The following is an 18806-nucleotide window of genomic DNA, read 5'->3' as shown; positions in this document are numbered from 1 at the left end:
CCACCGGTCGCCCCCCTCTCCATCCATCGGATTCCAGGAGGACTCGTGAGTTGCCCCTTCTCCGCACCGCAGGCGCTGCCCCGCGACGGCACGCCGCTGCACCCGTCGCCGACCTTCGCCGCCTGGCGCGCGGCCGGACCAGCCACCGATCTCCTGTATCAGGACGGTCACGTCGGACTGGTGGTGACGGGATACGACGCGGCCCGAGCGCTCCTGTCCGACCCCCGCTTCAGTCAGCGGCCCCACCGCCTCCCCGCAGCGCAGGATCTGCCGCACGACGAGACGGTCGGCGCTGCGACCCCAGGGGAGAAGGGCGCGGATCATGACACGGACGACGCGAGCTCCATCGAGCAGACGCTCGATGCGGAGGCCCGGGCATCGATCGATGCCGCGAACCTCCTGGCCCTGGACGGTGAGCAGCATCGGCGGATGCGCCGCGGCATCACGAGTCGCTTCTCCGTGAAGCAGGTCCGGAGACGCCGGGAGTGGCTGAGGGGCGCGGTCGCCGACATCCTGAATACGATGACAGCAGGTCAGGAACGAGCGGGGCGGGCCGAGCTGTTCAGCCAGTACGCCCAGCCCATCGCGGCCGCGGCGCATTGCGAGGTCATCGGGGTGCCCGAGCAGCTGGTCCCCCGCTTCCAGGAGCTGTTCACGACGGCCGCGTCCCTCCAGGAGCGCTTCGACTTCATCCGGGAGGTGATCGCCCGCCGCGCGGGGCGTCCGGGCCCGGACGTGATCACGGATCTGCTCGAGTCCGACTTCACCCGTGGGGAAGCGGAGGGCCTCGTCTTCCAGCTCATGAGCGCGGGGCACGACTCGGTGGCGTACCTCATCACCACCGCGACCCTCGGAGTGCTCCGCCACCCCGAGCAGGCCCGTCGCCTTCGCGAGGATCCCGCTGCCGTGGCACCGGCCGTCGAGGAGTTCCTGCGCACCGGTGCCATGTTCCTGACGCTCTTCCCCCGCACGGCCACAGAGGAGGTCGACATCGACGGGGTGCTCGTCGCCGCGGGGCGCACGGTGTCCGTCTCCCCCGTGGGGGCCAATCGGGATCCTGCCCGGTGGGAGCGGGCCGAGGAGTTCGACCTCTCGCGCGACGCCTTCGGCCACCTGGGCTTCGGTCACGGACCCCACGGATGCATCGGTCAGCAGCTGGCCCGTGCGGAGATCGCCGAGGGAGTGGGGCAGCTGCTGACTCGTCTGGAGACTCTGCGCGTCCTCGACGCGGAGCAGGAGCGTCCGCTGCCCTTCGCCCATCCGATCGCGACCTACGAGGCCGGCGCGCTCCACGTGGCCTGGGGCCCCGAACCCTAGGCGGACCTCCGGCCCGCCGGTCCGGGACGCCGACGTCCCCGATCGTGCGCAGCGCCCCCGGTGCACGCGTCGGCGCGCCGACCGTGAGGGTCACCGTAGAACGTCCTGGTCAATGACGACGAATGGAGCACTTTCGATGCCACTTCCACCGCCCACGCGCCCGACAGGCCCCAACATCGCTCGACGCACCCTGCTCGCGGCCCTCGCCATGGGAGGCACCGCGCTCGGCGCCTCGGGCTGCGAGGTGATCGCCGACGGCGCGGTCGCCCCGGAGCAGGCGGAGCTGCGCCTGCACAAAGAGCCCGCTCCCGGGCGCGAGAACACCATCGAGCTGTTCAACATCTGGGGCGGACGCACCGGCAACGCCTGGGTGCGTCTCGCCGAGGTCTATGAGGAGTCCCAGGACCACACCGCCGTCCGCGTGACCTATGCGCCGCTCTCGGGCGGTGTGCAGATCCGTCTGCAGACCTCCATCGCCGCCGGCACACCCCCGGACCTCGCCTTCTGCACGCCTGACGAATACCCCCAGCTCGCCGGGTACGGCGTCATCCACGCCCTCGACGACTACACCACGGCAGCCGGGATCAGCGCGGAGCAGTTCCCCGAACCTGTCTGGGAGCAAATGACCGTCACCGACTCCATCTACTCCATCCCCGTGTTGGTCGACGTCAATTTTCCGATGTTCTGGAACAAGAAGGTCTTCGCGGAGGCCGGACTCGACCCCGAGGTCCCCCCGGCCACGATCGACGAGCTGGACCGTTTGTCCGACCAGATCCTCGTCAAGGACGGGGCCAGCGCGACGCGGGTGGGGACCGTGCCGTGGGACTACTACGGCTACTCCAACTCGATGTACACCTGCGGATTCGCCTTCGGCGGATCGTTCATGAGCGACGACAACGAGGTGGCCACGCCCGATGACCCGCACAACATCGAAGCCCTCACCTGGATGTGCGACTACGCGCAGCGGATCGGCGGCGCGAGCCACCTGGCCATCAGCTCCCCGACCCAGACCCTGCCCTCCATCGCCAGCGGCAACATCGGCATGGCCGTGATGACCACGGCCGCGGCCCAGGACGTCTCCCTCAACGGCGACCCCGAGCTGGTGGAGCTGGGCTCCGCCCTGTTCCCCTACGCCGAGGGCCTCGGGCAGCCCGGCAGCGCGACCTGGCTGGGCGGCTACAACCTCTTCATCCCCGAGGACTCGGAGAACCACGACATGGCCTGGGACTTCCTGCAGTTCGCCACCATGTCCGACGAGGGAACGATGACCAACTGGGAGACCTCCACCCTCGTTCCCGGCTACACACCATCGCCGGCACTGACCGAGCTCGAGCAGGATCCAGAGCTCGCGATCTACCACGAGGCGCTCTTCACCTGCCGCAACATCCGCCCCACCATCCCGGCCTCGGGCGTGTACACGACCTCGCTGGACGTGAACGTCGGCGCGGCGATCTACGGGCAGCTCAGCCCCGCCGACGCCCTCAAGAAGGTCGCTGACCAGGTCAACACCGCCATGGATGACTTCCGGAAGGAGAACTCGTGAGCACCACGATCCCGGGACGCGAGGCTCCAGCTCCCCCCTCCGTGGCCACGACGGCGCGTGCGCGGCCCTCGCGGCTCGCGCGTGCGCTGCCCCGCACGCGCCGGCAGCGCCAGATGTTCTGGTGGGGGCTGTTCTTCACCTCGCCGGCCATCATCGGCCTCGTGTTCTTCACGGGAGGGCCGGTCATCGTCAGCGCCGTCAACAGCTTCACGGACGCCAACCTCCTGGGCGGGAGCAGGAACTGGGTCGGACTGGAGAACTACTCACGACTCCTCCAGGACGACCAATGGTGGTTGTCGCTGTTCAACACCTTCTTCCTCACCGTCATCTCGGTGCCGCTGGGCATCGCCGTGGCCCTGGGCCTGGCGCTGCTGCTGAACTGGCGCGTGCGGGGCATCGGCGTCTATCGCGTGATCTTCTACCTGCCCTCGATCGTGCCGATCGTCGCGAGCGCGGTGGTCTGGGCCTATGTCCTCAACCCCCAGTACGGCGTCCTCAACAACGTCCTGGGCCTGGTGGGGATCGAGGGGCCGGGCTGGCTGAGCGATCCGGCCTGGTCCAAGCCCGCCCTGATCCTGTTCGGGCTGTGGGGGATGGGCAACCTCATGGTGATCCTGCTGGCGGGTCTGCAGGGCGTCCCGCAGGACCTGCTGGAGCAGGCCTCGCTGGACGGGGCGGGAGTCTGGCAGAGATTCCGCAACGTCACCGTCCCGTTCATCAGCCCGCACCTGCTGTTCGCGCTGATCACCGGGCTGATCGCGGGATTCCAGTACTTCACGCCCGCCTTCGTGCTCACCGGGGGGAGCGGCGATCCGGCCGGATCCACGCTGGTCTCCGGCGTCTACCTCTACCAATCGGCGTTCTACAACTACGAGCTCGGATACTCCAGCGCGATCGGCTGGGTCCTGTTCGTCCTCATCGCCATCATCTCGATCGTCGCGTACCGCCTCGTGGGACGCCGCGTCTACTACGGAGGAGCCTCGTGATGACCACGACGGACCGCACTGCCGAGCACACGGGCCCCCGCGTCGCCGCCGCCCCACCGCCCGCGACCTCGCCCGCCCGGCGACCGCTGTCGTGGCCGCGCGTCGCGGAGTCGATCGCGAAGCACGGGATCCTCATCGCCTTCAGCTGCGCCTTCCTCATGCCGTTCTTCTGGATGGTGACCGGCGCCTTCAAGACCCAGGCTGACATCGGCACCTTTCCCGTGACGTGGTTCCCGGAGACGATCACGACGGGCAACTTCACCTACGGGCTGGAGGCGTTCCCGATCGTCCGGTACTTCCTCAACACGGTGGTGATCAGCGTGCTGTCGATGATCGGCGCGGCGTTCTCCAGCGCCATGGTCGGCTACGGCGTCTCGCGGATCCGCTGGATCGGCCGCAATGCAGTGTTCACGCTGCTCATCGCGACGATGATGATCCCCTTCTACGTCACGATGATCCCGCTGTTCACCGTCTACCGCGAGATCGGCTGGACGGGCACCATCCTGCCGCTCGTCGTCCCCACGTTCTTCGGCGTGCCGTTCTTCATCTTCCTCATGCGGCAATTCTTCCTCGGGATCCCCGAGAGCCTGTCGGACGCGGCGAGGGTGGACGGGGCGAGCGAGCTGAGGATCTTCGCTCAGGTCATCCTCCCGCTGTGCAAGCCAGCGCTCGCCGCGGTGATGCTGTTCCAGTTCCTCGCCTCGTGGAGCGACCTGCTGGGGCCGCTGTTGTACCTCACCGACTCGAGTCAGTACACCCTCTCGCTAGGGCTCACGTTCTTCCAGGGCGCTGAGGGAGAGAGCGCGACGGGCCCGCTGATGGCCGTCTCCACTCTCACCCTCATCCCCGTGATCATCCTGTTCTTCTTCGCCCAGAAGACCTTCATCCAGGGGATCACGATGAGCGGCATCAAGGACTGACCGAGTCGCCTCCGCAAGACCTGATGGCCGCATCGCACCCCCACCCCAGGAGACCAGTCCAATGACCGATACCCCGATCGACCTCTGTCGACGCGATGGCACTCCGGGCCCCGCCCTCGCTGCCCCGGTGGATCTCGCCGCCGAGTATCGGGCGCGCACCGGACCGGTGGCCACCCCGTTGCCGCGCCTGTCCTGGCGCGTGCCCGACGCCCCGGTGTCCTGGACCCCGGGGGCGGCGGAGATCGAGCTCCTCGGGTGCTCCGGAGAAAGTGGCGAGGCGGACGGTCCGCCGTCCACGGCGCAGGTCGCGGCGTCGGGTGTGCTCGTGGACTGGCCGTTCGCCCCTCTCGTCTCGGGCGAACGGGTCCGCGTGCGCGTGCGCGTGCGCGGCTCCGACGGCTCGCTCACCCCGTGGAGCGAGGAGATGGAGATCCTCGCGGGACTGTTCGCGCCCGAGGACTGGACGGTGCCGTTCGTCGCCGCGCCCTGGGTCGAGAACACGCGGATCGACCAGTCCCCGCCGATCCTCCGCGGCGAGCTGCGGCTGCGCGGCCCGGTGCGGCGCGCGAACCTCGCCGTGACCAGCCTGGGGCTGCACGAGGTGATGATCGAGGGCGTGCGCGTGGGCGACGAGGAGCTCGCCCCGGGGTGGACGTCCTACGGGCACCGCCTGCGCTATCTGATGCACGACGTGACGGATCTGCTTCCGGCCGGTGGCGGGACCGTGACCGTCGGGGCGCGCCTCGGCGACGGCTGGTACCGTGGGCGTCTCACCTGGGACGATCGGGTGCGCAACGTCTATGGGGAGACGCTCGCGGTGCTCGCCCAGCTGAGCGTCGAGTACGCCGACGGCACCTCCGAGACGCTCGGCACCGACGCCGCCTGGACGGCATCCCGCGGTGGGATCCTCCTGTCGGGCCTGTACGACGGGGAGCGCTGGGACGGCTCGGAGGAGCCGGAGGGCTGGGCCCGAACGGGTTTCGACGACGCCGGCTGGGACCCTGTGCGCGTGGTGCCGACGCCCGACGCCGAGCTGGTGCCCTACGAGGGCCCTGCCGTGCGGGCCGTCGAGGAGATCGCTCCGGTGTCCGTCCGGCGAGGCGATGCCGGGTCCCTCCAGCTGGACTTCGGTCAGAATCTGCCGGGGCGTCTGCGTCTGCGCAATGTCGAGGTCGGTCCTTTCGGTCTCACCCTGCGCCATGCCGAGGTGGTGCAGGACGGTGAGCTGTCCACCCGCCCCCTGCGCACGGCCAAGGCGACCGACATCTACCTCTCCGGGCCGCAGGACGACGGTACGAGCAGCTGGGAGCCCCGCTTCACCGTGCACGGATTTCGGTACGCGGAGCTGGAGGGTTGGCCGGGAGGCGAACTGGCCGACGGCGACGTGGTGGCGCGCGTGATGCACTCTGATATGGAGCGCACCGGATCCTTCCACTGCTCCGACCCCCGACTCGAGCAGCTGCACGCCAACGTGGTGTGGTCCATGCGCGGGAACTTCGTGGATGTGCCCACCGACTGCCCGCAGCGCGACGAGCGTCTCGGCTGGACCGGTGATCTGCAGGTCTTCACGCCGACCGCGGCATTCCTCTACGACTGCGCGGGCGTGCTGCGCTCCTGGCTTCGGGATCTTTCCCTCGAGCAGTACGAGGACGGTGGGATCCCCTTCTATGTGCCCACCCTTCCCGAGGGCGACCCGCCGGTGCATCACGCCGCGGTGTGGGGCGACGTCGCGGTCCTCACGCCGTGGGCGCTGTTCATGGCCTTCGGTGACGCGGATCTGCTGGCCGGTCAGTGGGATTCGGCACGCTCCTGGGTCGACGGCGTCCTCGCCACGTCCGATGCCCAGCTGCAGCGGCACGACGGCTTCGAGTTCGGGGACTGGCTGGATCCGACGGCGCCCCCGGAGGACGCCGCGGCCGCCAAGGCCGACAAGTACTGCGTCGCCAGCTGCTACTCCTATCGCTCCACGTCCGTTCTTGCTCGGTGGGCGACCGCCCTGGGCAAGGAGGAGGACGCGCAGAGGTATGCCGCTCTGGCGAGAAGAATCAAGGAGGGATGGAGTGCGCGATGGCTCACCGAGGATGGCGTGGTGCGGGACGATTCCCAGACCTCCTCCGCCCTCGCCATCGTCTTCGGGCTCGTGGACCCCACCGGCCCGGTCGGCGTGCGCCTCGCGGAGCTGGTCCGTGAGAACGGGCACCGCATCGGCACCGGCTTCGCCGGAACCCCCGTCATCTGCGATGCCCTGTCCCAGTCCGGGCATCTCGAGGACGCCTATGCCATGCTCGCCACCGAGGAATGCCCCTCCTGGCTGTATCCCGTGTCCCAGGGGGCGACGACGATCTGGGAACGCTGGGACTCCGTCCTCCCCAGCGGCCGGGTGAACTCGGGCGGCATGACCTCCTTCAACCACTATGCGCTGGGGTCCGTCGCGGACTTTCTCCACCGGGTCGTCGCAGGGATCGAACCCCTCGCGCCGGGGTACGAGCGGATCCGTTTCGCGCCCCGCCCTGGGGGAGCTCTCACGCACGCCGGCGCCGCGCTGACCACTCCGCGCGGGCGGGCGGCGATCGACTGGAGGCTCGAAGGAGGGGAGGGAGATCGGCGGCTCGAGATCGAGGTGACCGTGCCCGTCGGGGCGACCGCCCTCCTGGACCTGCCGCAGGGGGCTGTCGAGCTCGGCCATGGGAGTTGGTCGGTGGCGACGGGGTGATGCCGGGAACGCCCTCTGTGTTCTCCGCGTCCGTCATGGGAGCGCGGCACAGTCCGATTCCCGGACAGGACATCTGATGCGCAGTACGCTGTGAAACGACTCAAGCGACGTGTCGTCCGAGCCGATGGTGGCCTCGGACCGTGCCGTGCCGCTGCTGGCAGTGGTTCGCGGCGTCGCCCAGCAGCTGGATCTCGCGCCCGGCGTCGGGGCCGGGACCTGTTCGAAGGAGAACACGATGTCAGTACCTGCTCCCGTGGGCCCTCTCGGCCCCCGCATCCCCCGCCGCGCCGCCCTCCTCACCCCACCCGCCCTGCTGGGCCTGGCCGCCTGCGGCCCGAACGCGAGCGGCGGCTCCGACGACTCCGGCGACGGCACCACCCTGCGCTTCTACTGGTGGGGCAACACCACCCGCGATGCCCAGACCAACGAGGCCGCCGATCTCTATCTCGAGGAGCACCCCGAGCTGACGATCAGCCGCGAGCCCACCGACTGGGGCGGCTACTGGGACAAGCTCGCCACCCAGGTCGCCGGCGGCGACACCCCTGACGTGATGCAGATGGACGAGGGGTACCTCGCCGAGTACTCGAGCCGCGGGGTGCTGCTGGACATGGGCGGCACCGCCTTCGACCCCGCGCAGTTCGACCCCTCCGCCCTGGACGCGGGGAAGGTCGAGGGGACCCTCTACGCCGTCAACGCCGGGGTCAACGCCCCGGTGCTGCTCGCGAACCCGGCTGTGTTCGAGGAGGCCGGGGTGGAGATGCCGGACGACACCACCTGGACCTGGGACGATCTGGTCGAGATCGCCGCCCGGATCACCGAGAGCACCCCCGAGGGCACCTACGGCGTCCAGCAGCTCGGGATCCAGGGCGACCCGAACCAGTCCGTCTTCCTGCGCCAGCTGGGCGGGGAGAAGTTCGACGGCTCGTCGCTGGGCTTCACGGCCGAGCAGCTCACCCAGTGGTTCGACCTCGCGGTGCGCCTGCAGGAGGCCGGCGCCTGCCCCGGTGCCGACGCCGCGGTCGAGGAGTCCGGGCAGACCGTGGACCAGTCGATGTTCGCCGTCGGCACCGTGGCGCTGCAGTCGCAGTGGTCGAACCAGCTGGTCAGCTTCGACAACCTCCTCGACGGCACCGTGCGGATGCTGCGCCTGCCCTCCATGACCGGCTCCGCGGCCGATGCGAAGCTCTGGTACAAGGCCTCGATGTACTTCGCCGTGGCGGCCGATTCGGCCCTGCAGGAGGAGGCCGTGGAGTTCGTGGACTGGCTGACCAACAGCCTCGACGCCGGCAGGATCCTGCTCGCCGAGCGCGGCGTGCCCGCGAACCTCGAGGTGCGCGAGGCGATCGCGGGTGAGCTCGGGGAGAGCGACCTCAAGGTCTTCGACTACATCGATGCGATCGCCGAGGAGCTCGGTGATCCCCCGCCGATCACGCCGCCCGGCGGCGGTGCCGTCGGCGACGCTATGCAGCGCGCCATGGAGGAGGTGCTGTTCGGCCGCGTCTCGGTGGCCGACGGCGTCGCCGCGGCCATCGCCGAGTCCGAGTCCGCGCTGAGCTGAGGACCGGCGCCGCACAGGCAGAAGCGATCACGGCGCGGTACTGTCGCCGGATCACGGTCCCGGGGCGCGTCGCTCCGGGACCGGACGGACGAGACGAGGAGCGTGGGAGCGTGGCCGCTGGCCGCCTGGTGAGCATGAAGGACGTCGCACGGCGGGCAGGGGTCTCCGTGGGGACCGTCTCGAACGTGCTGAACCGGCCGGCGATCGTCTCCCCGGACCGCCGCGAGCGGGTCGAGGCGGCGATCGCGGAGCTCGGCTACGTCCGCAACGACGCCGCCCGCCAGCTCAAGCTGGGTCGCTCCCGGACCGTCGGCGCGATCGTGCTGGACTCCGGCAACCCGTTCTACGCCCAGCTCGTCGGCGGCATCGAGGCGGCCGCCGAGTCCTCGGAGCTCGCCGTCATCGCCGGCAGCACCACCAACAGCGAGCAGCGTGAGCGGCTCTACCTCTCGCTGTTCGAGGAGCAGCGGGTGCGCGGCATCCTGCTGGCCTCGACCGGCGGCACCCGCGATCTGGTGGCGCAGATCCGCCGCCGCGGCACGCCCGTGGTGCTCGTCGAGAGCGGCCGGGACCGGACGGAGGGCTCCTCGGTGAGCGTGGACGACATCGCCGGCGGCGAGATCGCCGTGCGGCATCTCGCGGGGCTGGGACGCACCCGCCTCGGCGTGGTCGCGGCCCGGCAGGACCTGCGCCAGGTCGCCGACCGTCTGCTGGGCGCCCGGCGCGCGGCCGAGGCGGCGGGCATCGCGCTCGAGGTGCTCGAGGCGGAGGATCTCACCGTGCTGGCCGGGCGCCATATCGGCGAGCAGGTGGTGGCCCGCCCGGCCGCCGAGCGCCCCGACGCCCTCTTCTGCGTCAACGACCTGCTCGCCGTCGGCGTGCTGCAGGCCTTCGCCTTCCGCCACCAGGTCGCGGTCCCCGAGGAGATCGCCCTGGTGGGCTACGACGACATCGCCTTCGCGAGCTCGACCGTGGTCCCCCTGACCTCGGTCTCCCAGCCCTCGGATCTCATGGGACGCACCGCGCTCGCCCTGCTCGAGGAGGAGATCGCCCGCGAGGACGCCGCGCCGCGGCACGTCAGCTTCACCCCGACGCTCGTGGAGCGGGAGTCGACGACGGGCTGAGGCCCGGGCCGGCCCGCCGGGCCGGTGCCGCCGGTCCCGCCACGCCGGTCCCGCCGCGCGGGTCGAGCGAGAAGGGTGCGGTTCTGTTGCAGCTCGAGCCGGTTTGTGGATCGGAACTGCACCTTTTCCGGTGCCGGCGGGGCTGGCGGTGCCGGCGGGGCCGGAGGGGTGCGCGAGAGGTCGGCGGGATCAGCCCGCGGCGTCGGCCGACGGCGTGAACGACTCCAGCTCCACGCTCGCCCGGACGGCCGCTCGGGCCGCGCCGGGGGCGTCGTCGAGTGCGCCGAGGGCCCGGGCGATGACCGCCACGTTGCCCAGCGCCGTCGCCTCCATCGGTCCGGCGACCACCTCGAGGCCCAGCGCATCGGCGGTCAGCTGGTTCAGCAGCGCGTTGCGGCTGCCGCCGCCGACGACATGCAGGCGCGCGGGCAGCGGTCGCCCGGCGAGCCGGCAGGCGGCGTGCAGCTCCTCGCGGTAGGTCTCGGCGAGCGATTCGAGGATGCAGCGCACCAGCTCCGCGGGCGTCCGCGGGCGCTCCTCCGCCCCGGCGATCGGGCGCGCCGCGAGCATGACGCGGTCCGCCATCCGCCCGGGCGGCAGGAACTCCGGATCCGTGGGATCGATCCGGAAGCGGTCACCGGGAACGGCCGCCGCGGCGTCGAGCAGGTCGCCGAGGTCCACCCGCGCGCCGCCCCCCTCCCACTGCCGGATCGACTCGGTGACCAGCCACATCCCCGCCACGTTCTTGAGGAAGCGGATGGTGCCGTCCACGCCGCCCTCGTTGGTGAAGCCGGCCAGGCGTGCCTCCTCGGTGACCACCGGGGCGGGCAGCTCGAGGCCGATCAGCGACCAGGTCCCCGAGGAGATGTACGCGACCAGCTCGTCCTCGCGGGCCGGCGCGGCGAAGACCGCCGAGGCCGTGTCGTGGGAGCCGGCAGCGATCACCGGCACCTCGCCGATCCCCAGCTCCGCCCCCAGCGCGGCGCCGACGGTGCCGATCTGCTCGCCGGGCGCGACCAGCGGCGCCAGCAGGGAGCGGTCCACGCCGGCGGCGGCGAGCAGCTCCTCGTCCCAGTCGCGCTCGGTCACCGAGAGCATCCCGGTGCTCGAGGCGTTGGTGCGCTCCGTGCGCCGCTGCCCGGTCAGGCGGAAGGCCACCAGGTCCGGGATCATCAGCAGGTGCGAGCCCGCCGGGAGATCCGCGAGACGGTCGTCGGCCGCGAGCTGGTACAGGGTGTTGAAGGGCTGCTGGGCGATGCCGGTGCGCGCGAACTGCTCCGCGGCCGGCACGGTCGCCGCGACGCGCTCGGCGACGCCGTCGGTGCGGTGGTCGCGATAGGCGATCACCTCGCCGATCTGCGCGCCGTCCGGCCCCACCAGGCCGTAGTCCACGGCCCAGGAGTCGATGCCGATCGCCGCGAGGCCATCCAGCCCCTGGGCGAGGGCGCGCTGGTGCGCGGCGGCGAGGCCCTCGCGGATCTCCACCCAGAGCGCCTCGATGTCCCAGTTCAGGTGGCCCTCGCGGGTCTCCAGGTGGTTCTCGAAGCGCCGCGCCTGCTGGAGGTCGATCCGGCCGCCCGTGATCACGCCCAGCATCACCCGGCCCGAGGTCGCCCCCAGGTCGATCGCCGCGACGGCGATCCGTGCCGGGGCGTCGGACGCTGCTCGTCCCTCCCCGTTCATCGCAGGAAGGCGGCGGCGACCCCGGCGTCGACCGGGACGTGCAGGCCGGTGGTGTGGGAGAGGTCCCCGGCGGTCAGGGCGAAGACCGCATTCGCGACGTTCTCCGGCAGCACCTCGCGCTTGAGCAGGGTGCGCTGGGCGTAGAACTCGCCGAGCTTCTCCTCCTCGACCCCGTACACCTTGGCGCGGGAGGCGCCCCAGCCGCCGGCGAAGATGCCCGAGCCGCGCACCACCCCGTCGGGGTTGATGCCGTTGACGCGGATCTGCTCCCCGCCCAGCTCCGCCGCGAGCAGCCGCACCTGATGCGCCTGATCGGCCTTGGTGGCCGAGTAGGCGATGTTGTTGGGGCCGGCGAAGACGGAGTTCTTCGAGGAGATGTAGATGATGTCCCCGCCCATGGCCTGGTCGATCATCACCCGCGCGGTCTCGCGGGAGACCAGGAAGGAACCTCTCGCCATGACGTCGTGCTGGAGGTCCCAGTCCTTCGCGGTGGTCTCCAGCAGCGGCTTGGACAGGGAGAGCCCGGCGTTGTTGACGATGAGGTCCAGCCCGCCGAAGAACAGCACCGCCTCGCGCACGGCGTCGACGACGGCCTGCTCGTCGGCGACGTCGGCCTTCAGCGCCGCCGCCTTGTCGGGTCCGCCCAGCTCCTCGGCGACCTGCTGCGCGTTGTCGAGGTTGAGGTCCGCGATGACCACGTGCGCGCCCTCGGCGACCAGGCGCTGCGCGGTGGCCTTGCCGATGCCGGAGCCGCCGCCGGTGACCAGGGCGACGCGGCGCGCCAGCGGCTTCTGGGCCGGCATGCGCTGCAGCTTCGCCTCCTCGAGCGCCCAGTACTCGATGCGGAACTTCTCCGCCTCGTCGATGGGGGAGTAGGTGGAGACGGACTCCGCCCCGCGCATGACGTGGATGGCGTTGACGTAGAACTCGCCGGCCACGCGCGCGGTCTGCTTGTCCTTGCCGAAGGAGAACATGCCCACGCCCGGGACCAGCACGATCGCCGGGTCCGCGCCGCGGATCGCGGGGGAGCCCGCGGTGGCGTGGCGCTCGTAGTAGGCGGTGTAGTCCGCGCGGTAGGCCTCGTGCAGCTCCCTCAGCCGCGCCGCCGAGTCCTCGACGGAGGCCTCGGCGGGGAGGTCCAGCACCAGGGGCTTGACCTTGGTGCGCAGGAAGTGGTCCGGGCAGGAGGTGCCCAGCTCCGCCAGCGACGCGAGCTTCTCGGAGGCGAGGAACTCGTGGACGTCCTCGGCATCCGTCCAGTGCCCGACCATCGGCGCGTCCGTCGAGGCGAGCCCGCGGATCACGGGGAACAGGGCCGAGGCCTTCGCGCGCCGCTCGCTCTCCGGCAGCACCGCCCGGGAGGGGTCGTGGGCGCCGAAGGGCTCGGCGGCGCCGTGGCGATCGAGGTGGGCCTGCGCCTCGCGGATGATCCGCAGGGAGTTCTCGCGGGCCTGCTCGGAGGTCTCGCCCCAGGCGGTGATGCCGTGACCGCCCAGGATGCAGCCGATCGCCTGCGGGTTCGCCTGCTTGATCGCGGCGATGTCCAGCCCCAGCTGGAAGCCGGGCCGGCGCCAGGGCACCCACACGACCGCGTCGCCGAAGACCTCGCGGGTCAGCGCCTCGCCGTCGGCCGCGGTGGCCAGCGCGATCCCCGCGTCGGGATGGAGGTGGTCCACGTGCGCGGCGTCCACCAGGGCGTGCATGGCGGTGTCGATGCTCGGCGCGGCGCCGCCCGTGCCGTGCAGGCAGTGGTCGAAGGCCGCGACCATCTCGTCCTCGCGCTCCACGCCCGGGTACACCTCTCGCAGGGCGCGCACACGGTCCAGGCGTAGCACGGCCAGGCCCTTCTCCTGCAGGGTGCCGAGGTCGCCGCCGGAGCCCTTGACCCACAGCAGCTCGACGTCCGCGCCGGTGACCGGATCGGTGTCGGTGCCCTTCGCGGAGGTGTTGCCGCCGGCGTAGTTGGTGTTGCGCGGATCCGCGCCCAGGGCGTTGGAGCGCTCCAGGAGCGCGTCGATCGTCTCGCGTGCGGTGCTCATGCTCCCCATCCCATCTGGTTCCCGCCGACGCGCTCCGCGGCGACCTTCTCCTCGTAGCCGCTCGCGCGGAAGGCCTCGAACGGATCGGCCGGCAGGCCCTGCTCCTCCCGGAGCGCCGCCAGCGCCGGGCGGACGTCGGTCCAGAAGGCGTCCATGAGGATGCCGTGCGCCTCGAGCACGTCGTGGCGCTCCTGGGCGTCGGCCAGCGCCTCGCGGTCCACCAGCAGCGCCTTGGCCAGGGTCTCCTGGACGTTGAGCACGGAGCGGATCTGGCCCTGGATCTTGGACTCGATGTTGTGGCACTGGTCGAGCATGAAGTTCACGCCCGAGGCGGGGCGGTGCGCATCCTGCTGGACGATCTCGAAGAGGATCCGGAACAGCTGGAAGGGGTCCGCGGAGCCGACGATGAGGTCGTCGTCGGCGTAGTTGCGGGAGTTGAAGTCGAAGGCCCCGAGGCGGTTCTGGCGCAGCAGCTGGGCGACGATGAACTCGATGTTCGTGCCGGGGGCGTGGTGGCCGGTGTCGAGCACCACCAGCGCCTGCTCGCCGAGGGCGAGGCAGTGCAGGAGGCTGGTGCCCCAGTCCGGGACGTCGGTGTGGTAGAACGCCGGCTCGAAGAACTTGTACTCGAGCACCAGACGCTCGTCCTCGCCCAGGCCCTGGTAGATCTCCGCGAGGGACTCGGCCAGGTGGTCCTGGCGGGCCCGGATCGAGTCCTGCCCGGCGTAGTTGGTGCCGTCGGCCAGCCAGATCTTCAGCTCCTTCGAGCCGGTGGCGCGCATGACCTCGAGGCACTCGAGGTGGTGGTCGATCGCGCGGCGGCGCACGGTCTTGTCGCCCGCGGTGAGCGAGCCCCACTTGTACTCGTCGTCCTGGAAGGTGTTGGAGTTGATCATGCCCAGGGTCACGCCCTGCTCCGCGGCGTACTCGCGCAGCGCGCCGAAGTCCTCCACCCTGTCCCAGGGGTAGTGCAGGGAGACGCGCGGGGCGAGGCCGGTGACGCGATGGGTCTGGGCGGCGTCGGCGATCTTCTCGAAGGGGTCCCGCGGGGTGCCGGGGGTGCCGAAGACCTTGAAGCGGGTGCCGGAGTTGCCGTAGGCCCAGCTGGGGACCTCGATGGAGAACTCCGTGAGGTCGCGGGCGACCTCGGAGGGCAGGGTGGCGGGGGTGGGCATGGCAGGCTCCTCGCGGATAGACCTCGGCATGGCGCCGCGCCGTCGGCGGCGCGGGGTGGGCGAGCACCGCGGGCGCGGTGTCCGAGGCACGTGTTGAAACGACTCAAGCGCACGGTAGCATGCGCCGCCGCGGAGGGGGAAGCGGTTCCCTGGCGCGGTCCGGTAGCGTCGGACCGGAGTCGAGGGCAGCGCCCGGAACGCGCCGCGGAGCGGGCATCCTCGAGGACGAGGGGGAGAGATGGAACAGATGATGGGGTTCTTCGGGGTCGGCGCCTGGGAGGTCGTCGTCCTCCTCGGCATGCTCGCCGTCTGCGCAGCCGTGGTGTGCCTGATCGTCTGGGCCGTGCGACGGCTCGCTCCGGGGCGGGGTCGCGCACGGCGATCGGCCCAGGAGGTCCCGCACCACCGGGGCGAGCAGGCCCGCTAGCTCGGCGGAGCGCCCTGCGAGGTGCCCCGCGCCTCACGCCAGCTCGAGCTGGAGGGCGTCCCAGGTGGCCTGCACGGCGAGCGCGCCGCCGGGGTTCACGGCGAGCGTCAGCACGTTCTCCCCCGCGCGCAGCAGGCCGGGGTCCAGCACCAGGTCCCGGCGGAAGCGTCGGCCCCAGGCGGCGCTGCGGTAGACCGCGCCGCGGGCGTCGTCGCCGGAGAACTCCCAGAGGATCGGCGCGGCCTCGCCCAGCTGGATCGACAGCGTGCTGGGCACGCCCGGGTTCGGGACCGCCTCGGTGAGGGACCAGGCCGCCAGCGCCAGGCGGAGGCGCGGCCGGGCCGACGGCGCGGGCGCCTCGTCCAGCGTGAAGCGGATCCGCCAGGGCATGCCGGGGCCCGCTCCGGTGGTCTGCGGCTGGGTGAAGTACCAGGGCGCCTCCGGGTCGTCCACGTCGTGGGTGATCCCCACGGGGAAGAGCTCGGGATACTCCGCGGTGCTCGCGAAGCGGCGGGCGGCCGCGGCGCCGGTGAACGGGAGCGAGGTGCCGTCCGGGGAGCCGATCCGCCAGAGCACCTCGGTGGGCTCCGGGCGGTGCCAGTGCAGGTCGAGGGAGGTGTCCTCGGTGATCACGAGGGGATCGACCACGTGCTCGTCCCACACCCCGTCCTCGCGGAGGGTGAGCCGGTAGGTGCCCGGGCGCACACCGTCCAGGCGGAAGCCGCCGTCGGCGCCGAGGCCCGTCCAGTGCTGGCAGCCGCCGGCGGTGTCCTGGGCGTCGACCCCGGACTCGGAGAGGATCACGAGCACACCGGCGGCGGAGAGCTCCGCGGGGCCGACGGGCTCGGGGACGGCCCCCGTCCGGGTGACGGTCCCCTGCACGCGGACCCGCTGGCCGGAGGGCACCCAGCCGGCCGGCTTCGCGCGGTCGTAGAGCCGCGCCGCGGACTCGTCACCGAGGTGCGCCATGGCCTGGGCGCGGAGCCGCGCGGCCGCCCCGGGTGCGTCGACCGCATCGTCCCCGTCGGGCACCTCGGCCCATCCCAGGTGCAGGAACATCGGCCCGTAGGTCCGCGCCGACTCCCCGCGCAGCAGCACGGGCCGGGAGCCGTAGTGGGTGGCCTGCGGCTCGAGCAGCAGCACGGGGCCGTCCTCGGTCTGGTGGGCGGTGAGATCCTGCCGGTCCGGCCCGCCGTTGAAGGTGCTGCGGTCGGCGAGCACCGCGTAGGCCCCCACCCGCCGCCCGTCCAGGTGCCCGTGGAGGCCGTGGACGGCGTGGTCGCGCAGGGAGACCGCCCAGTCGTACTTGGTGTGGTGCCGCCGGGCGGAGGCGCTCCCCGTCCCCGCCAGGTCTGTCGTCGCATCCATCACGGTGCGCCCCCGCCGCAGGTCCTCCGGGGTGGGCAGTCGCGATGCCTCCGCCCGCCACGGGGTGCCGAAGGCATCGTCCTCCAGATCGATGTGGGTGAAGATCTCCGGATCCAGCCAGCACACGACGCGGTGCTGGTCCAGGGCCACGGCGGGGTGCTCCGCGGCGTGCTCGAAACGGGAGGCCAGGTGGACGCAGGTCTGCTCGGCGGCGAGGAGATAGCTCCGCACCGCCGTGCACGGCATGGCGGTGGTCGGCGGCACCCTCACCTCGAGCAGCACCGCGTCCTCGAGCTCGCGGACGCTCCAGCTGGGCTCGGCCGCGGGCAGGGCGAGCTCCGGCTCGAGCACCCGGACCACCTGGTCGAAGCGGCCCGTGCGCCGCGGCCCCAGCAGCTCGTGGCCGTCCAGGCGCAGCGCGGTGAGGCGACCGCCCAGGGCCGGCGAGACCTCCAGGTGCAGCCGGCCGTTGTCCAGCACGACTCCCTCGGCGCTCTCCTCGACGCGGGGCCGGATCGCTCCGCCCACGGCGCTCAGAGCTCGATGCCGAGGGCGGCGACGTCCACCGTGGACCCCGTGCGCATCGACTCCTCGGCGGCGATGCCGATCGCGGCGCTGCGCAGGCCGTCCCTCCACGAGGCGCGGCGCCCCAGCGGATCCTCGGCGGGCACGCCGAAGACGTCGTCGAGCAGCATCGCGTCGCCGCCGCCGTGCCCGCCGCGGCCCTCGGGGATGGGCACCTCCACGGCACGCTCCCACTGTCGCTGCAGGCGCAGCACGCTGCGGCGGGGTCGCACCTCGACCGTCGCCTCGGCCCCGTCCGCGGCGCCGTCCTCCGCCCGAGCGCTGGGATCGATCTCGGTCTCCTCCGGCGCCCGGTGCGGCTTCTCGACCACGTCGAGCTCGATCCGGCCGCGGGTGCCGTTCAGCGCCACGCGGTAGCCCTCCCACGGGGCGTAGGCGTGCAGGGAGTAGGTGAGGGCGGCGCCCTCGCGGTATCCCACCAGCATGCTCAGGGTGTCCTCGATGCTGACCCCCTCGCCGAAGACGTTCTGGTCGCGGGCGTAGCCGTCGGCGCTCTCCGCCTCGAGGTTCAGCCGGCGCATCCTCTCGTCGGCGGCGAGGTCGATGCGGAAGGGATCCTCGGCCGCCAGCTGCCGGCTGGTGCGCGCCGCGGGGTCCACACCATGCTCGGAGGCGTGCTCGGCGCCGTAGAAGCGCCGCGCGCCCAGCGCCGTGACGGTCGTGGGCGCATCGCTCAGCCACCAGTTGACGAGGTCGAAGTGGTGGCTGGCCTTGTGGATCTGCAGCCCGCCGGACATCTCCTTCTCGCGGTGCCAGCGCCGGAAGTAGTCCGCGCCGTGCCCGGTGTCCAGCAGCCATTCGAAGTGCACGGAGGTCACGGTGCCGATCTCCCCGTCGGCCACCAGGCGGCGCACCAGGGAGTTCCGCGGGGAGTAGCGGTAGTTGAAGGTCATGGTGATGGACCCGGCGGAGCGCTGCGCCGCCTCGGCGATGGCGCGGGCCTTCGCGGCGGTGGTGGTGATCGGCTTCTCCACCACGACATCGAGGTCGTGGGTCAGCGCCGCGACGATGTACTCGCTGTGCAGGGCGTCGGGCGTGGTGACCACGACGGCGTCCGGTCGCACCGCGGCGACCATCTGCTCGAACTCCTCCGGCGCCCACCGCGAGGGCGGTGCGAGCTCGGGGTGCAGGGAGGCGACGAGGTCGACGTAGTACTGCATGCGCACCGGATTGGGATCCACGAAGGCGACCGGGACGGCGTGCTCCGCGTGCGAGTCGGCCAGCGCCCGGAGGTACATCTCGGAACGGTGCCCGGTGCCGATCACCGCATAGCGGCGGGGGACGGGGGTCGGAGCGGTCATGGTGCCCTTTCGGTGCGGTGGGTGCCCGCCGGGCGGCGGGCGGGATGGAGGGGGGCGGGGAGGAGGC

Annotated in this window: 13 protein-coding genes; 8 read left to right on the top strand and 5 right to left on the bottom strand. The window is 71.7% G+C overall.

Features of this window, described 5'->3' with window-relative positions:
• Nucleotides 1-45: 45 nt before the first annotated feature.
• From CXH06_RS17825 to CXH06_RS17795, 7 genes are all read left to right on the top strand, one after another.
• On the top strand, nt 46-1317 hold the full coding sequence (locus CXH06_RS17825; protein WP_114856548.1) for a cytochrome P450: 1272 nt from the start codon (nt 46-48) through the stop codon (nt 1315-1317).
• Between the two features lie 136 nt (nt 1318-1453).
• Nucleotides 1454-2860, top strand: coding sequence for an extracellular solute-binding protein (locus tag CXH06_RS17820; RefSeq protein WP_157975817.1), 1407 nt, complete (start codon nt 1454-1456; stop codon nt 2858-2860).
• A complete protein-coding gene (locus tag CXH06_RS17815) occupies nt 2857-3846 on the top strand; it encodes a carbohydrate ABC transporter permease (RefSeq protein ID WP_198684105.1) in 990 nt (329 codons plus the stop codon). Before CXH06_RS17820 ends, CXH06_RS17815 begins: the two co-directional genes overlap by 4 nt.
• Complete coding sequence (locus CXH06_RS17810) at nt 3846-4766, top strand: carbohydrate ABC transporter permease (RefSeq protein ID WP_114856546.1); 921 nt, start codon at nt 3846-3848, stop codon at nt 4764-4766. Before CXH06_RS17815 ends, CXH06_RS17810 begins: the two co-directional genes overlap by 1 nt.
• Before the next feature lie 61 nt (nt 4767-4827).
• Nucleotides 4828-7479, top strand: coding sequence for an alpha-L-rhamnosidase (locus CXH06_RS17805; protein WP_114856545.1), 2652 nt, complete (start codon nt 4828-4830; stop codon nt 7477-7479).
• Nucleotides 7480-7588: 109 nt separating this feature from the next.
• On the top strand, nt 7589-9037 hold the full coding sequence (locus CXH06_RS17800) for an ABC transporter substrate-binding protein (RefSeq protein ID WP_232820418.1): 1449 nt from the start codon (nt 7589-7591) through the stop codon (nt 9035-9037).
• A 110-nt stretch (nt 9038-9147) separates the two neighbouring features.
• Nucleotides 9148-10161, top strand: a complete 1014-nt coding sequence (locus CXH06_RS17795) for a LacI family DNA-binding transcriptional regulator (RefSeq protein ID WP_114856544.1) — start codon at nt 9148-9150, stop codon at nt 10159-10161.
• Between the two features lie 189 nt (nt 10162-10350).
• Here CXH06_RS17795 and CXH06_RS17790 read toward each other — a convergent pair whose 3' ends face one another.
• From CXH06_RS17790 to rhaI, 3 genes are read right to left on the bottom strand one after another with little or no spacing between them, the layout of a single operon-like run.
• Nucleotides 10351-11844 carry a rhamnulokinase family protein gene (locus tag CXH06_RS17790; RefSeq protein WP_114856543.1) on the bottom strand — a complete coding sequence of 498 codons (1494 nt, stop codon included), beginning with the start codon at nt 11842-11844 and terminating at the stop codon, nt 10351-10353.
• Nucleotides 11841-13883, bottom strand: a complete 2043-nt coding sequence (locus tag CXH06_RS17785; protein ID WP_157975816.1) for a bifunctional aldolase/short-chain dehydrogenase — start codon at nt 13881-13883, stop codon at nt 11841-11843. Before CXH06_RS17785 ends, CXH06_RS17790 begins: the two co-directional genes overlap by 4 nt.
• The gene (gene rhaI / locus CXH06_RS17780; protein ID WP_114856541.1) at nt 13880-15058 is read right to left on the bottom strand and encodes an L-rhamnose isomerase; all 1179 of its coding nucleotides are present in this window, start codon (nt 15056-15058) and stop codon (nt 13880-13882) included. Before rhaI ends, CXH06_RS17785 begins: the two co-directional genes overlap by 4 nt.
• Nucleotides 15059-15296: 238 nt before the next feature.
• Here rhaI and CXH06_RS17775 point away from each other — a divergent pair, with 238 nt between their 5' ends.
• The gene (locus CXH06_RS17775) at nt 15297-15485 is read left to right on the top strand and encodes a hypothetical protein (protein WP_114856540.1); all 189 of its coding nucleotides are present in this window, start codon (nt 15297-15299) and stop codon (nt 15483-15485) included.
• 33 nt (nt 15486-15518) lie between these two features.
• On the opposite strand, the gene CXH06_RS17770 is transcribed toward CXH06_RS17775, so the two are convergent.
• Both CXH06_RS17770 and CXH06_RS17765 read right to left on the bottom strand, forming a co-directional pair.
• Nucleotides 15519-17381 (bottom strand): polysaccharide lyase family protein, encoded by a 1863-nt coding sequence (locus CXH06_RS17770; protein WP_114856539.1) that lies wholly within the window; start codon nt 17379-17381, stop codon nt 15519-15521.
• Nucleotides 17382-17386: 5 nt separating this feature from the next.
• On the bottom strand, nt 17387-18739 hold the full coding sequence (locus CXH06_RS17765) for a Gfo/Idh/MocA family oxidoreductase (protein WP_114856538.1): 1353 nt from the start codon (nt 18737-18739) through the stop codon (nt 17387-17389).
• Nucleotides 18740-18806 lie beyond the last annotated feature (67 nt).

It is taken from the genome of Brachybacterium sp. YJGR34, from assembly GCF_003347015.1.
GTDB lineage: Bacteria > Actinomycetota > Actinomycetes > Actinomycetales > Dermabacteraceae > Brachybacterium.
Note: the sequence above shows the minus strand (reverse complement) of the source record. Positions and strands in the feature narration are given on the sequence as shown.

What these genes read in the sequence shown, in the direction of transcription:
- rhaI (WP_114856541.1), bottom strand. Translation starts at nt 15,058, where the DNA reads ATGCCCACCCCCGCCACCCTGCCCTCCGAGGTCGCCCGCGACCTCACG.
- CXH06_RS17785 (WP_157975816.1), bottom strand. Translation starts at nt 13,883, where the DNA reads ATGAGCACCGCACGCGAGACGATCGACGCGCTCCTGGAGCGCTCCAAC.
- CXH06_RS17790 (WP_114856543.1), bottom strand. Translation starts at nt 11,844, where the DNA reads ATGAACGGGGAGGGACGAGCAGCGTCCGACGCCCCGGCACGGATCGCC.
- CXH06_RS17775 (WP_114856540.1), top strand. Translation starts at nt 15,297, where the DNA reads ATGGAACAGATGATGGGGTTCTTCGGGGTCGGCGCCTGGGAGGTCGTC.
- CXH06_RS17765 (WP_114856538.1), bottom strand. Translation starts at nt 18,739, where the DNA reads ATGACCGCTCCGACCCCCGTCCCCCGCCGCTATGCGGTGATCGGCACC.
- CXH06_RS17810 (WP_114856546.1), top strand. Translation starts at nt 3,846, where the DNA reads ATGACCACGACGGACCGCACTGCCGAGCACACGGGCCCCCGCGTCGCC.
- CXH06_RS17820 (WP_157975817.1), top strand. Translation starts at nt 1,454, where the DNA reads ATGCCACTTCCACCGCCCACGCGCCCGACAGGCCCCAACATCGCTCGA.
- CXH06_RS17805 (WP_114856545.1), top strand. Translation starts at nt 4,828, where the DNA reads ATGACCGATACCCCGATCGACCTCTGTCGACGCGATGGCACTCCGGGC.